Origin of the sequence: Hyphomicrobium facile, from assembly GCF_900116175.1 — a bacterium.
GTDB classification, from domain to species: Bacteria; Pseudomonadota; Alphaproteobacteria; order Rhizobiales; family Hyphomicrobiaceae; genus Hyphomicrobium_B; species Hyphomicrobium_B facile.
The window spans coordinates 904,495-918,485 of sequence record NZ_FPCH01000002.1; the positions used below are offsets into that span (position 1 = coordinate 904,495).

Here is a 13,991-nt window from a genome sequence, read left to right on the forward strand (position 1 = left end):
TCAGCTGACACCTTGGCTCTTTGTCACTTGGACATCGACCTTATCACCCTCCCGCAAAAGCGCATTCGGACTGATAACAACACGATCTCCGGTAGTCAGCCCTGACGTAACGACGACGCGCTCGCCCAGATCGCGATCGACGACAATCGGCTTGACGCGCACCACGCCCTGATTGTCGACGACGATAACCGCCTGACGACCTGCGCGCGTAACGATCGCGTTGGTCGGCACCAGCACGGAACCCTTGGCGTCACTCACATCAATCTTCACTTGGCCGATCAATCCGGCGGGGATGCGCCGCTCAGGATTCGGCATGAGAAATTCCACCCGCATAGTGCCCGAGGACGGATCGATGAGACCCGACGCACGCCCGACGCTGGCGGCAAACGTTTCGCCGGGCAACTCCGCAAACGCGACGCGAGCACGAGTCCCCGCGCCGACCTTGAGCGAGGACGATTGCGGGACGTCAATTTCAAGCCTCAGTTCGTCGAGCCGACCGATCCGAAGCAGATAGCCTTCGGATTGGGTTTGATTGGCCGTAACCTTGTTGCCGCGCTCAACCTGGCGCGCGATGATCGTGCCGGCGAAGGGTGCGCGCACGGTCTGGAAACTCTGAATTTCCTCGAGCCGTTTCACCTCGGCGTGCGCCGCTGCAAGATCTGCCTCGGCCGTCAACTTTGCTGCAAACCGCTCATCGCGTATCTGCACCGAGACATGCCCTTTCGGCGTCAGGACCTCTGCACGCTCGAATTCCAATGTTGCGAGGGTAAGCCGTGCTTCGATCTGGCGGACAGCCGCGCGGGACCGCATCAGCTCCTGATCAACCTCCGGCGCGTCGATGCGCAAGAGCACGTCACCTGCTTCCACGCGATCGCCGATGTCGACTTTCCGCTCGGCGACGACGCCGCTCACGCGCGATAGGATGTAGGCCTGCTCTGCGGGCGCAGTCCGCGCAGACAGTGTGAGCGTGGATGTCTCGGCAGCGGGCTCGGGTTTGACGATACGGACCGAGCGGAGGGCTGGGCCTTTTCCGTCGCGCGAGGCGCCATTGGCAGCTTCAGCCGCACGTCCCAAACCGACCAGTCTCTTGGCCTCCGCGAGGAAGCCAGCGCCGCCCTCCCGGGACATCCAGACGCCAACGCCTGCGCAGGAGGCAAGGAGAATGGTCGCGGCGATAAACTTCTTCGGGGCCATTCAATGTGCTCCTGCACTTTTCGCGATGGATAAGGAAGCGCCACTGTCCGCATCAGCGACGGGCCGATTTCTCGTTCGGCGTTGACGTAACGAGATCAGCGTCGCGAAGAGAAACGGCACGAACGTCAACGTGGCGCCCGTCCCAAACAAGAGCCCGCCAACAACAGCGCGCCCGAGCGGCGCATTCTGTTCTCCACCTTCGCCGAACCCGAGCGCCATCGGGAGAATGCCGACGATCATCGCCGTCGCCGTCATCAGCACTGGCCTCAGCCGCGTTCGCACGGCATCGAGCGCCGCCTGAGCGGGCGTTTCGCCCTCATGCAAGCGATCGCGCGCGAAGCTCGTGACCAGCACGCTGTTTGCCGTCGAAACGCCGATGACCATGATGAGCCCCGTAAGAGCCGGAACAGAAAGCGGTGTGCCCGTCACGTAGAGCGCAAACATTGCCCCGGAAATAGCAACCGGCAGACCGCCCATGGCGATCAGCGGCATCAGCCACGATTGGAAATTCACGACCATCACGAGATAGACGAACACTGCCGCCATCATGAGACCGGAAATCATCTCGCCGTAGGCCTGCGCCATCGACTGAGCCTGACCGGCGATTTCGATACGATTGCCGGGCTTCAGGCGCGGCCTCACCGCGTCCACCGCGTGTCCCACGTCTTGGTAGACGCCGCCGAGATCGCGCCCCTCGGTGTTGGCCAACAGGGTCGTCATGGGTTGCAAGGTGACGCGGTCGATGTTGGCCGCCAATGTTCTAAGCTGCAGGGAGGCAAACGATCTGAGCGTGACCTGCTGGCCGTTGATCGCAGTTTTCACAGGCGTATTGAGCAGCTGCTCCAACGAGCTGAGATTTGCGGGCGGCGCGACGACCTGAACCGTATACGACATGCCCTGACTGGGATCGCTCCAGAAGTTCGGCGACACGGTTCCGGAGGCGCCGAGAACAGCCAACAACGCCGTCGCTGCATCCTGCGGCGTTACACCGAGCTGCAGGGCGCGCACCCGGTCGATTTCGAGGTAATAGGACGGCAGGTCGCGCACTTGTCGTGGCGTGACATCGACTGCGCCGGGAATCTCCTTCATGCGCGCCGTTAGATCCCGAGCGATCTCGGCGTTGCCGGCAACGTCGCGTCCAATCACGCGCACCTCGATCGCGGTCTGGGTGCCGGCCGCGAGCGTCTGAGCCGTCGCGTCCGCCGGACGGAAATAAAACGCCAGTTCAGGGAAGCGCTCTTTGAGTTTCTGGCGAATTTGGCTGACGTATCCTGCGGTCGGCGCGTGCGCACCGGCAAGCTGCACGAGGATCTCGCCGTCGAAGGAGCCGATGACGCCGCTTTCAACCCACGCGAGATTGATCGGCTCCGGACTGCCGATGGTCTCGGCAATGAAGCCGACTTCGCCTTCGGGAATGATGCTGCGAATCTCGTGCTGCACGTCGGCGAACTTGCGCGCGGTTTCTTCAAGTCTCAGTCCGGTTTGCGCGCGGACATAGAGCCTGATCATGCCGGCATCGGCTTCCGGAAAGAACTCACGGCCGACGTTCGTGCCAGCGAACGTACCGAGTGCGAGTGCGAAGACAAGGCCCGCAACGGGAAAGACTTTCCAGCCAAGCAAAAACTTCGCGATGCGCGTTATTCGCCGTTCGAGGCAGGCGAGGCTGCCTTCAACGGCGCGTGAAGCGAGGCCAGGATGATGGGGCTGATGCGGGTCATGCGCGCTCAGCATGAGCGAAGCGAGTGACGGCACCAGAGTTCTCGATAGTATGAAGGATGCCGCCATCGCGAACACGACGGCGAGCGCCAACGGAACGAAGACGAACGCCGCGATGCCCGTCAGCAGGAAGAGCGGCGAGAAGACGATGCAGATCGCAACGGTCGAGACAAATTCCGGAAACACGACCTCGCCGGCGCTCTTCAGGATTGCATCTCGCAACGGAAGTCCTGCTTCGAGGTTCCGGTTGATGTTCTCGATCTCAACGAGCGCATTGTCCACCAGGATGCCGATGGCCAGCATCAAGCCGCCGAGCGTCATCAGGTTGAACGTATTGCCGGTCAGAGCCAGCCCTGCGACGGAGGCAAGAAGCGCCAGCGGGATGGACGTGAGAACGATCAGCGACGACCGCCAGCTCCCTAGGAACACCAGGACCACAAAGGCCACCAGAAGGCCGACGATGATTGCCTCGATCGCAACGTTATCGATCGCGCGGCTAACGAATAGCGACTGATCGAATACCGGCGCGATCGTCACGCCCTCGGGCGCCGCTGCCTGCAGCTCTCCCATGCGTTGCTTGATCTGCTGGACGATGCCGAGGGTCGACGCATCTCCAAGCTTCAAAATCGAGACAATGACGGCGTTTTGTCCGTCAAGGCGGGCGATATTCGTCTGCACGGCCTGTCCGTCTCGTACGCTCGCCACATCGGAGACGCGGATCACGCGGCCATCCACGGACCGCAACGGAAGATCGGCGAAACTCGCGACCTGCTCGGGGCTCGCGTTCGTCGTGATGGCAATTTCGCGAGTATCGATACGCAGCGCGCCGGATGGAAGCGTCAGGTTCTGCGTGGCCGTTGCCCGCGCGACCTCGCTCGGCGAAATGCCATAGGCTTGCAACGCCTCCGGCTTCAGATCGATCATGACTTGGCGCGACGCGCCGCCATAGGGCAGCGTCAGCCGGATGCCGGGGATGGACTGAATCTGCGCGCGGAGTTGAAGCCGCGCATAATCGTAGAGCGCGCCGTCCGACAGCGTATCGGAAGCGAGTACGAGTTGTAGGATCGGCACGCTGGAAGGAACATAAGGCACGATCAACGGCGGGCTCGTTCCCGGCGGCATGCGCCTAAGAATGGTTTGGCTCACCGATGTCACCTGAGCGAACGCATTGGTCACATCGGTGCCCGGCTGAAAAGAAACCCGGATGATTGCGACGCCGTTGATCGTTTCGGAGCGGACCTCGCGAAGATTATCGACGTTGTTCATGATCGCGAGTTCGCTGAAGGAGGTCAGCTTGCTCGCCATCTCTTGCGGATTGAGTCCCGGATACGTCCAGATGACGTTGATCGCTGGAATGTTGACCGCGGGGAGAATGTCGGTCGACATGCGCCGGGCAGCCATACCGCCGACAAGCAGCAGAAGCATGGCGAGCACCCCGATGCTGTGGCGATGGCTGATCGCGTAACGAACAATCCACATGCGTTCCTGCCCTCTGACGATTTTCCAGGGCAGCAACCCCGTGCAGCATCCCCCATGCCTCTCCAATCCGGTGTACCTTAAGCCAAGCTTAAGTTCGTAATCTCAGGACTTGGAGCGGCTGCGTCATTTTCGGCGGTAAACTTCAACGTGCCATTTGCTGACCGGTCAGGCGCGGCAGCTCACAACAAAACATAGCCGACGGGCTGTAGTTCATCGGGCAACGGACCCATGCCGAGAAAGTCCATTGTCTCTCGCTCCATCGTCCTGACCAGCGCCCGAATAGGAAGGCTGTTGTCGGCCGATCCGAAGGGTTCGGCCAAATCATCGCCGATCGCATCCAGGCCGAAGAACGTATAGCTGATGAATGCGACGATGACTGGCGTGCCCCAACCAAGCTGCGGCGCAAGAGCGAACGGCAGCAGGGCGCAAAACAGATAAACCGTTCGATGAATGAGGAGTGTGTAGGCAAATGGCAACGGCGTTGTCTTGATGCGTTCACAGGCTGCTTGCACATTGGAAATTGCATTCATGCGGGTAGCGACAGATGTATACCGCCAGTCCGAGAGAACCCCTGTTTTGTTGAGAGCGAGGAGCTCGGCTCCAATCTGCCTGAGAATGGCATCGCAGACGTTCGGACCAGCTGAGGGGATTATCCCCCAAGTCCGCGCTGCGGCAATCTCATCTTCATCGCGAAGGCGCGCCGAAAGAGCGTGCACGAAGGCTATCAGCGGGACGAAAATGCGTTTCTTGGCCTCATCGTCTAAATCCGACAATTCTCGGCTGAGCGACCGGACCTGCACCAGAAGCTCACCCCACTGCTTGCGTCCCTCCCACCAGCGATCGTAAGCCGCACTGTTCCTGAAACTCATGAATACGGATATCGCGATCCCAATCAGACCAAACGGGGCTGTGCCGAGATGCGATAGCGGCTCGAAGTGAAAATTGCCGACGTAGACGACCAAACACGCCAACACTGTAATGAACAGGCATCGCCAAGCGACCCGGCCCGCGATCGAACCGCGAACCGCGAAAAGAATATCGAACAACGATGCTTTCGGTCTGACGATCAAAGCAATTTCTCCTTGGATGGCAAGCTTGTCGCGAGAGACCTAGCGGCCGCATGGATCCGTGTCTGTGTTTAGAACATTTCCCGGCGCGCGGACGTGCCGATTCGACTCATCGGCCGGAACTTGGCCTATACTCCCCGAAAATCCAAAGCCTTTGGGGGAGTTCGAAACGATGTTGCTGACTGCGCCGCCAGGCGATGAGCTGCCTGAGGCTTCGTCCAATAGGCCTTTCTATTCCCACCTCTACGTGCAGGTGCTGAGTGCCATCGTAGCCGGCGTTCTGCTGGGTCACTTTTATCCCGATATCGGGGTACAGATGAAGCCGCTCGGGGACGCTTTCATCAAGCTCATTAAGATGATCATCGCGCCGGTCATCTTCTGCACGGTGGTGCATGGCATCGCGTCGATGTCGAACCTGAAGGCCGTCGGCAGTGCGGGTATAAAGGCACTCGTCTACTTCGAGATCGTGACGACGCTGGCGCTCATCATCGGCATGACCGTCGCGAATATCGTTCGCCCAGGCGCGGGCATGAATGTAGATCCGAGCCAGCTCGATGCTTCCGCGGTGGCGAGTTACGTCACCAAGGCGCAGGCGGAAGGCACCGTCGAGTTCCTGCTCGATATTATTCCGAAGACCGCCCTCAGCGCCTTCGTCGACGGCAACATTCTGCAGATCCTGTTCTTTGCGCTGCTGTTCGCCTTCGCGCTCCAGGCCATGGGCCAACGCGGCAAGCTTGTGCTCGATCTCGTCGACCAGACTTCGCATGTGCTCTTCGGCATCGTCGGCATCATCATGAAGGCGGCGCCCATCGGCGCTTTCGGCGCCATGGCCTTCACGATCGGGAAATACGGCGTTTCGGCCCTCGGCTCCCTCGCAGCCTTGATGGGCACGTTCTATCTGACGTGCATCATTTTCATCGTTTTCGTTCTGGGTTCAATTTCCTGGTTCGCGGGATTCAGCATCTTCAAGTTCATCCGCTACATCAAGGATGAGCTGCTGATCGTGCTTGGCACCTCATCCTCCGAGTCTGTTCTGCCCAGGATGATCGCTCGGATGAAGCGGCTTGGTTGCGATGAGTCCATCGTCGGGCTCGTCATCCCGACAGGCTATGCCTTCAATCTGGATGGCACCTGCATCTACCTGACGATGGCAACGCTGTTCCTCGCGCAGGCGACCAATGTCGATCTATCGTTGGCGCAACAGCTCGGCATTCTCGGAGTCCTGCTGCTGACGTCGAAGGGCGCCGCCGGGGTTACGGGATCGGGCTTCATCGTGCTCGCGGCGACGCTTGCCGCTAGCGGTACGATAGACGTGACCGCGATGGCGATCATACTCGGCATCGATCGCTTCATGTCGGAAGCGCGCGCATTGACCAACCTCATCGGCAACGGAGTTGCGACGGTCGTCGTCGCGAAGATGGAGGGAGCGCTCGATCTCGAACGGATGCATGCCGAGCTTGATCGACACGCAGGGCCGAGCGTGAACCAGGACGGCCAGGGCCTTGAGCCGTCCCGAGTGTCGTAATCCCGGCAAGGCAAGGGGCCCCAAGTCCGGATGGGGTTTGGCAACAAGTCCCTTGCTTGGATTGACGATTGATCATTGTGCCTGCGGATCAGGCGGCCGGATCACAATGTGGTTCCAGTCAAGGGCTCACCTCCGGGTGTTGGCGAAAAATTGCCATTGCGGTAACTGGGCCGCTTTGCTTTATCTGTCAGGAAACTTCATTCACTACTAAGATCGATCGCCACGCCACTCGCCACACCACTGGGGTTAAGGATACAGACCGGGAATCCTGTTTGCACAATGACATTGAGTTCCGTTCGGTCACCAAGAACTATGGTGCCGTAACGGCGGTTTCGGATGTCGATCTGCAAGTGCCGAAGGGGGCGTTTCTCGCGCTCCTCGGCCCTTCGGGTTGTGGGAAGACGACGTGCCTAAGGATGATCGGGGGCTTCGAGCAGCCCACCTCCGGTACGGTATTGATCAGCGGACGGGAAATGAACGGCATCGCGCCGTACCGCCGGCCCGTCAACATGGTGTTCCAGCACTACGCTTTGTTTCCGCACCTCAATGTCGAGCAGAACGTCGGCTACGGCCTGAAGCAGATGCGCCCTCGCATCGAGGCATCCGAGATTGCACGGAAGGTGGCCCTGGCGCTGGAGATGGTGCGCCTTGGCGGCTTCGCGCAGCGGCGCGTCCATGAGCTATCCGGCGGCCAGCAGCAGCGGGTTGCGCTGGCGCGGGCCATTGTGAACAAGCCCGCCGTTCTCTTGCTCGACGAACCGCTGGCGGCGCTCGACAGAAAGCTCAGAACCGCCATGCAGATCGAGTTGCAGACACTGCAGCGCGAACTCGGCATCACCTTCGTCCTCGTCACGCACGACCAGGAGGAAGCCTTGTCGATGGCGGACCTGGTTTGCGTGATGAATACCGGCAGCATCAGGCAGCTCGGTACTCCGCAGGAGGTTTACGACCGCCCGACCGACCTGTTCGTGGCGGATTTCGTCGGCAAGACCAATCGCGTCACGGCGATGCTTGAAGCCGACGGCCGAACCTTGCGGCTCGCGGACGGCTCGGCACTCAACGTCGGTGAGCGGCGCGGCCTGGCGGCTGGCGATGCGATCCTGGCCATTCGCCCTGAAGCCATTCGTGTCGATCGCCATGCCAAGCCTGGGGCCACCGGGTTCCAGGGCACCGTGACAAACCGGATATTCCTTGGCTCGACGGCCGAGTATTCAGTCGCCGTTCCGGGCCTCGGCGACTTCCTGATCACGTCCGACCGCCGCAACCTTCACGAAAGCGAACTTGTCGAGCCGGGGCAGACGGTCTTCCTCGGCTTCGATCCCACCACTGCTCATCTCTTTCCTGTTTCAAGCACCGCCTGACCAGAAGGGAACACGCACATGACCAAGAAGCACAGGGAAAACCTGCCGATCTCGCCCGACGACTTCATGCACGAGTTCATGCGCTTCAAGCGTGGCTCGGTGACCCGGCGCCACTTCCTGGGCGTTACCGGTCTCGGCCTTGCAACAGCTGTGATGGCGCGTAGCCCAGGCGCGTTTTCGACCGCCGCATATGCAGCGGAAGACCTTGGCACGAAGATGTCGATCGCCACATGGCCGAACTACCACGATCCGGCGACATTCGAAAACTTCAAGGCCGCGACCGGCGTCGCGGTCGAGGTCAATGTCTTCGGTTCGAACGAAGAGATGTTGGCCAAGCTGCAGGCCGGCGCTACCGGCTGGTCGCTCTTCGTACCGACCAACTACACGATTTCGACCTATCACAAGCTGGGCCTGATCGACGAACTCGAACTGTCGAAGCTGCCGAACTTCAGTGCGGCGACCGAGAACCCGCGCTTCACCAAGGAAGGGCAGATCGACGGGAAGACCTACGCCCTGCCGAAGAACTGGGGCACCACGGGCTTTGCCGTCAACACCTCCAAGATCAAGACGCCGATGAAGACCTGGAAGGATTTCTTCGAGGTTGCTCAGACCGAAGCCGATCATCGCGCCATGGTGCACGATTACCAGCTCACCACGATCGGCAGTGCGCTTGTGGCGCTTGGCTATGGCTTCAACTCGATCAAAGCCGACGAGCTCGCCAAGGCGGAAGAACTGCTCATCAAGGTCAAGCCGCATCTATTCGCGATCAACAGCGACTACCAACCCGGCATGCGCGCGACCGATGCCTGGATGACCATGTGCTGGACCAACGACGGCGCGCAGCTCAATCGCGACGTACCGGCTATCGCGTACATTCTGGGTACGGACGGCGGCGAGATCTGGACGGATTACTACGCTATCCCCAAGGATGCCCCGAACAAGGCGGCAGGCTATGCGCTGCTCAATTACCTTATGGATCCGCAGAACGCGGTGAAGGAGCATATCGCCAACGGCGCTCCAACCACCGACAGCCGCGTGATCTCGCTGCTGCCCAAAGATATCGTGTCGAACAAAATCGTCTATCCGGATGAAGCCGCGTTGACGCCGCTCGAATTCGGCGCTGCCGTGACGCTGACCGACCCCGGCCGGGCCGAGCTGATGGCGCGCTTCAAGTCCGCCTGAGCAAGCCCGACCTAGTTGCCTTTGAGACCACAGTCCGGTCCTCGCCATCCCAGCGAGAACCGGACGGCCTCAGGGAAAGCACTTCCCGAAAGCCAAGATCACATGGCGGTTTCAGCCGAGAACAAGCGAAGGTTGGTGACCGCGGCCCTGGTTGGGCCAGCAGCGGTTTGGCTATTTACTTTTCTCGTGCTGCCCTTCACCGCCGTCGTCATATTTGCATTCGGCGAGCGGGCACCGGAGGGCGGCTATCAACCTGCTTTCACTCTTGCGCAGTTCGCCAATCTCGGAGCCCGCTCCGCAGCCTTTACAAATACGCTGACGCTCGCTCCGATCGGAGCCCTCGCCTGTCTGCTGATCGCCTATCCGGTCGCGTATTATCTGGCGATCAAGGCCGATCAGAAATACCGAATGTTCCTCATTTCGCTGATCGTCATACCGTTCTGGACGAGCATGCTCGTGCGCACCTATGCCTGGATGTATCTCCTTGGCGCGCGTGGAATTCCTCATCTTTTCGAACTCGCGGGCATCGACGATGTGCGGCTTCTGAACACGCCGGGCGCGGTGCTGCTCGGCATCGTCTACGGCTACCTGCCGCTGATGATCCTGCCGATCTACGTCAGTCTCGAAAAGCTCGACCGGCGTTTGCTCGATGCCTCGGCCGATCTTGGCGCAACGCCCCTCTCGACCTTTTTCGGTGTCACGCTGCCGTTGTCGCTGCCGGGCGTGATGACGGGGGTCGCGCTGGTCACGATCCTCCTGCTCGGCGAATATCTGATCCCTCAGCTCCTCGGGGGAGGCAAGGTTTTCTTTATCGGCAATGCGCTGGTCGACCTTTTCCTGCAATCGCGTAATTGGCCGTTCGGATCGGCCATTGCCGTCACGCTTGTCGTGGTCGTCGTCGCGGTGCTTCTGGTGGCCATGCGCATCGCGTGGCGTGTCTCCGGCTCACGTCAGGTGGATCTGATCTGATGCGTGCTCTGGTTTTCGCCCTGTATCTGTTCCTCTACGCGCCGATTGCACTGGTGGTGCTGTTCTCGTTCAATTCGGGCCGCAACGCGAGCGAGCTCGTCGGCTTCTCGACGCAATGGTACGGCCGGGCGCTTTCCAATCCATTTCTCATGGATGCCCTTCAAACCAGTCTCATTGTCGCCTTCACCAGCGCGAGCCTTGCCGCGATTTTTGGCACCATGGCGGCGATCGGCCTAGAGCGCCTCGGTCAACGGACGAGAGCCGTCTTCGATGGCCTCCTTTCGGCGGCCATCGTTGTACCGGGCGTCGTCATCGGCATCGCCACGCTGGTCGCGCTTGTCGAGCTGTTCTCGTTTTTGAATCCCGCGATCGCAGCCGTCTGGCCCGGTACCGATCCACCGAAGCTTGGCCTCGGCTATGGTTCTATCGTCGCGGCGCATGGGCTGTTCACCATGGCTCTCGTTACGATGATCGTGAGGGCGCGCCTCGCGAGCCTCGGCCGGGACATCATCGACGCGTCGAGCGACCTCTACGCGACCCCGCTGACAACCTTCCGGGAGATCGTGCTTCCGCAGATCGCTCCGTCCATCCTTGCCGGGTTTCTGCTCGCCTTCACATTTTCCTTCGACGATTTCATCATCGCGTTCTTTGTGGCCGGCTCAAAAACAACGCTGCCAATGTATGTTTTCGCCTCGATCAGGCGCGGTATCACGCCCGAGATCAATGCCATCGCAACGATCGTTCTCGTCGCCTCGCTCGTCCTCATCGTCATGGCCCGCTTCCTGACGCGCGAGAAGAAGCTCAAATCCGGCGATGTGGCTCAGAAAGCCTGAGGCTCAGCCCGGCCGCGAACCATACTTACGTGGCTCTCTGCGGCGCCCTCGCCTAACTCGATGGAACTGACGCAGGAAGATCAGCCAGACCGAGCACTTCTCTCACCGGCGCGAATGAACGGCGATGGATGGGGCAAGCGCCCAGCCTCTTGAGAGCAGCGAGGTGCTCGCGAACCGGATAGCCCTTGTGTTTCGAAAAGCCGTAACCCGGGTGTTCGGCGTCGAGCTTTTCCATCAACTCATCCCGTGCCGTCTTGGCGAGAATGGATGCCGCGGCGATCGTCAGACTTTTCGCATCGCCCCCGACGATGGCCTGCTGATCGACATCGATTTCCTTGATACGCCGCGCATCGATCAGAAGATGCTCGGGAGCCGATTGAAGCCCTTCGACGGCGCGGCGCATCGCGAGGATGCCAGCCCAGTAGATATTTATTGAATCGATTTCGGCGACCTCGGCGAAGCCTACCGACCAAGCGAGAGCGGACTCCTTGATTTGCACGGCAAGCCGGCCACGGGCCGCAGCGCTGAGCTTCTTCGAGTCATCGATGCCAGGGATCCGCGAGCCGGGTTTGAAAATTACGGCAGCTGCAGCGACAGGGCCTGCGAGAGGGCTCATACCCGCCTCGTCGACGCCGGCGACGTGCACGACGCCTTTCGTCCACAGCGCATTCTCGTACCGCAGCAAGTTCCGAAGACGCTGGCCCTCGGAGCGATTTGCAGAACGGCGCCGCGCAATGGCATCCAAGATGGCTTTGGCGCCTGGCCGCGGGTCAGCCGCGAGCGCCAACTCGGTGACTGCATCAAGAGGTTGCGCTTCGATCAAATAGCGCTGTCGTATGTAGGCGAGTGAGATGGTCATAACCAGATAAACATACTCAGAACGAGGGCCACGAGTTTAGCGTCATTTGGCTGCAAATTTCGGTCAAGTTTTGTTCTCCGGAGAAGTCTCAAATGCCTTATCCGAACAATAATAGCCTGCCACCGCCGGTTCGTGATCACCTTCCTGAACACGCACAGGATATTTATCGCGCCGCGTTCAATCATGCGTTCGAGGCGCACGTCGGTGATCCGAGGCAGGAGGAAGCCGCGCACCGCATAGCTTGGGCGGCCGTCAAGCGTGATTACGTGAAGGTCGGGCCCCGTTGGGTTGCGCGAAGCGATGTGGATTGACCGCATGCTCTCTTTCCCACGCCTGCCGCGCCGGAAAACCGATCGACACGCCGCGATGCATCTTCCCGGTGCGGACATCGAGAGATCAATTGTTCGAGACGCTAGCGTTTGCCATGAACGATGCGCGGTTTCGGCAGTTCTTCAATCAAGTTCCGGCCCAGGAGGCGCATCGTCGTGGCGATTACGCGCGATCAGCCGATCAAGAGATTTAGAAACTCGATGCATGAAGGGAGTTTACTGCCATGAAAGTGATGGAGGCAATGCACAAAGGTGCGGAATGGGTCAGCCCAGAAACGCCGCTAACCCAGATCGCGCAGATGATGAGAAACCTCGATATCGGCTGTCTGCCCGTCGGGAAAAACGACCGGCTCGTCGGCATGGTGACCGATCGCGACATCATATGCCGAGGGCTTGCCGACTCTTCGAATCCGTCGAAGCTCACCGCTGAAAGCGTGATGACCAAGGGCATCGTCTACTGCAAGGCGGAAGAGGACCTCGAGGATGCACTCCGCATCATGGAGGAGAAGCAAATCCGGCGCTTGCCCGTCATAGACGACAACAAGCGGATGGTCGGGATGTTGAGTATTGGTGATATTTCGCACTCTGTGCCTCGCGATCTTTCCGGCGAGGTCATCTCTGCGGTGTCTGCTCATCACCAATGATGGGCTCATCCGGCCCGCGACGCTGCGCGACCGGCCGACGCTTGGCACATATGATTGAGATTCCGCCGGTTGGCCGCCGTCAGATCGCGCTTGTTCTTGCGATTAACTCGTGCCGCGACTTATAGGGCTCTGAAATTCCCGCAACGCCTGAAAGTTTTTGCAGAGATAGTTGAGTTCGGAGTCCGCGATATAAAAATTCAAAAGCTTGCAAAGATATTGATTGCTGCGGGCGGCGTTCGGTCCCCTCGCCTGGCGGGTCAGTAGGAATGCACAGTCCTTGCACGTACCGAAGGGACGGCGCGGTTGCTCTCCGCCGATATTCGCCAACAGATAGCGCAGAACATCGCGAAGATGCAGCAAGTCAGCGCCGCTTAGATCGTCAATCTCCTGCCCGAGGTGCGCGAGCGGGTCTTCTTCCATGACCGCAAGTCCCGCTTCGGTAATCGTAAATACCGAGCTTCGCGCATCGCGTGTAGAGATATCGCGCTCAACGTAGCCAGCTTGTTCGAGATATTTGATCGTCTGCGAGGCCGTGCCCGCAGTTGTCGCCTGATACTGAGCCAGCCCCGTGAGGGTACGGCTGTACGCGTTGGATCGCGAGAAATAGCGGAGGGCGATCCACTGTGCAGCCGTCAATTGGTCTCCGTCGTTTTCTGCAAGCAGCGCACGACTCAACTGCAAAAGGACGTCAACAACCTCTTTCGCAACCATTCTTCCCCCGAACCAGCACAGCCTTCATACGCGAATCCTGCGTCCAAAAGTCAACAAAAAATATGGAGAAGAAACTGCGATCGAATTGGCCGCAACGAAAGCAACTTGTTTCGCATCGAAAG

General features: G+C 59.9%; 12 protein-coding genes. 7 read left to right on the forward strand and 5 right to left on the reverse strand.

Annotated elements, in window-relative coordinates; all coding sequences use genetic code 11:
• From BM399_RS11140 to BM399_RS11150, 3 genes are all read right to left on the reverse strand, one after another.
• On the reverse strand, positions 1 to 1,194 hold the full coding sequence (locus tag BM399_RS11140) for an efflux RND transporter periplasmic adaptor subunit (RefSeq protein WP_092867767.1): 1,194 nt from the start codon (positions 1,192 to 1,194) through the stop codon (positions 1 to 3).
• On the reverse strand, positions 1,195 to 4,389 hold the full coding sequence (locus tag BM399_RS11145; protein WP_092868184.1) for an efflux RND transporter permease subunit: 3,195 nt from the start codon (positions 4,387 to 4,389) through the stop codon (positions 1,195 to 1,197).
• A gap of 179 nt (positions 4,390 to 4,568) precedes the next feature.
• Positions 4,569 to 5,459 carry a bestrophin family protein gene (locus BM399_RS11150; protein WP_092867768.1) on the reverse strand — a complete coding sequence of 297 codons (891 nt, stop codon included), beginning with the start codon at positions 5,457 to 5,459 and terminating at the stop codon, positions 4,569 to 4,571.
• A gap of 175 nt (positions 5,460 to 5,634) precedes the next feature.
• Here BM399_RS11150 and BM399_RS11155 point away from each other — a divergent pair, with 175 nt between their 5' ends.
• The 5 genes from BM399_RS11155 (at position 5,635) to BM399_RS11175 (ending at position 11,326) form a co-directional block, all read left to right on the forward strand.
• Positions 5,635 to 6,981 (forward strand): dicarboxylate/amino acid:cation symporter, encoded by a 1,347-nt coding sequence (locus tag BM399_RS11155; protein ID WP_425284074.1) that lies wholly within the window; start codon positions 5,635 to 5,637, stop codon positions 6,979 to 6,981.
• 272 nt (positions 6,982 to 7,253) lie between these two features.
• On the forward strand, positions 7,254 to 8,342 hold the full coding sequence (locus BM399_RS11160) for an ABC transporter ATP-binding protein (RefSeq protein ID WP_092867770.1): 1,089 nt from the start codon (positions 7,254 to 7,256) through the stop codon (positions 8,340 to 8,342).
• Positions 8,343 to 8,360: 18 nt separating this feature from the next.
• Positions 8,361 to 9,524, forward strand: a complete 1,164-nt coding sequence (locus tag BM399_RS11165) for a polyamine ABC transporter substrate-binding protein (RefSeq protein WP_092867771.1) — start codon at positions 8,361 to 8,363, stop codon at positions 9,522 to 9,524.
• Positions 9,525 to 9,626: 102 nt separating this feature from the next.
• The gene (locus tag BM399_RS11170; protein WP_092867772.1) at positions 9,627 to 10,493 is read left to right on the forward strand and encodes an ABC transporter permease; all 867 of its coding nucleotides are present in this window, start codon (positions 9,627 to 9,629) and stop codon (positions 10,491 to 10,493) included.
• Positions 10,493 to 11,326, forward strand: a complete 834-nt coding sequence (locus tag BM399_RS11175; RefSeq protein ID WP_092867773.1) for an ABC transporter permease — start codon at positions 10,493 to 10,495, stop codon at positions 11,324 to 11,326. Before BM399_RS11170 ends, BM399_RS11175 begins: the two co-directional genes overlap by 1 nt.
• Positions 11,327 to 11,378: 52 nt before the next feature.
• Here BM399_RS11175 and BM399_RS11180 read toward each other — a convergent pair whose 3' ends face one another.
• A complete protein-coding gene (locus tag BM399_RS11180) occupies positions 11,379 to 12,185 on the reverse strand; it encodes a ribonuclease HII (RefSeq protein WP_092867774.1) in 807 nt (268 codons plus the stop codon).
• Between the two features lie 92 nt (positions 12,186 to 12,277).
• Between BM399_RS11180 and BM399_RS11185 the strand changes: the two genes are divergently transcribed.
• Both BM399_RS11185 and BM399_RS11195 read left to right on the forward strand, forming a co-directional pair.
• Positions 12,278 to 12,496 carry a ChaB family protein gene (locus tag BM399_RS11185; RefSeq protein ID WP_092867775.1) on the forward strand — a complete coding sequence of 73 codons (219 nt, stop codon included), beginning with the start codon at positions 12,278 to 12,280 and terminating at the stop codon, positions 12,494 to 12,496.
• Positions 12,497 to 12,738: 242 nt separating this feature from the next.
• On the forward strand, positions 12,739 to 13,158 hold the full coding sequence (locus BM399_RS11195) for a CBS domain-containing protein (RefSeq protein ID WP_092867777.1): 420 nt from the start codon (positions 12,739 to 12,741) through the stop codon (positions 13,156 to 13,158).
• A 102-nt stretch (positions 13,159 to 13,260) separates the two neighbouring features.
• Here BM399_RS11195 and BM399_RS11200 read toward each other — a convergent pair whose 3' ends face one another.
• Positions 13,261 to 13,794 carry a MarR family winged helix-turn-helix transcriptional regulator gene (locus BM399_RS11200; RefSeq protein ID WP_177228134.1) on the reverse strand — a complete coding sequence of 178 codons (534 nt, stop codon included), beginning with the start codon at positions 13,792 to 13,794 and terminating at the stop codon, positions 13,261 to 13,263.
• Positions 13,795 to 13,991: the final 197 nt, after the last annotated feature.

Coding starts and splice junctions, on each gene's coding strand:
- BM399_RS11185 (WP_092867775.1), top strand. CDS start 12,278: ATGCCTTATCCGAACAATAATAGCCTGCCACCGCCGGTTCGTGATCAC.
- BM399_RS11170 (WP_092867772.1), top strand. CDS start 9,627: ATGGCGGTTTCAGCCGAGAACAAGCGAAGGTTGGTGACCGCGGCCCTG.
- BM399_RS11175 (WP_092867773.1), top strand. CDS start 10,493: ATGCGTGCTCTGGTTTTCGCCCTGTATCTGTTCCTCTACGCGCCGATT.
- BM399_RS11165 (WP_092867771.1), top strand. CDS start 8,361: ATGACCAAGAAGCACAGGGAAAACCTGCCGATCTCGCCCGACGACTTC.
- BM399_RS11145 (WP_092868184.1), bottom strand. CDS start 4,389: ATGTGGATTGTTCGTTACGCGATCAGCCATCGCCACAGCATCGGGGTG.
- BM399_RS11140 (WP_092867767.1), bottom strand. CDS start 1,194: ATGGCCCCGAAGAAGTTTATCGCCGCGACCATTCTCCTTGCCTCCTGC.
- BM399_RS11180 (WP_092867774.1), bottom strand. CDS start 12,185: ATGACCATCTCACTCGCCTACATACGACAGCGCTATTTGATCGAAGCG.
- BM399_RS11195 (WP_092867777.1), top strand. CDS start 12,739: ATGAAAGTGATGGAGGCAATGCACAAAGGTGCGGAATGGGTCAGCCCA.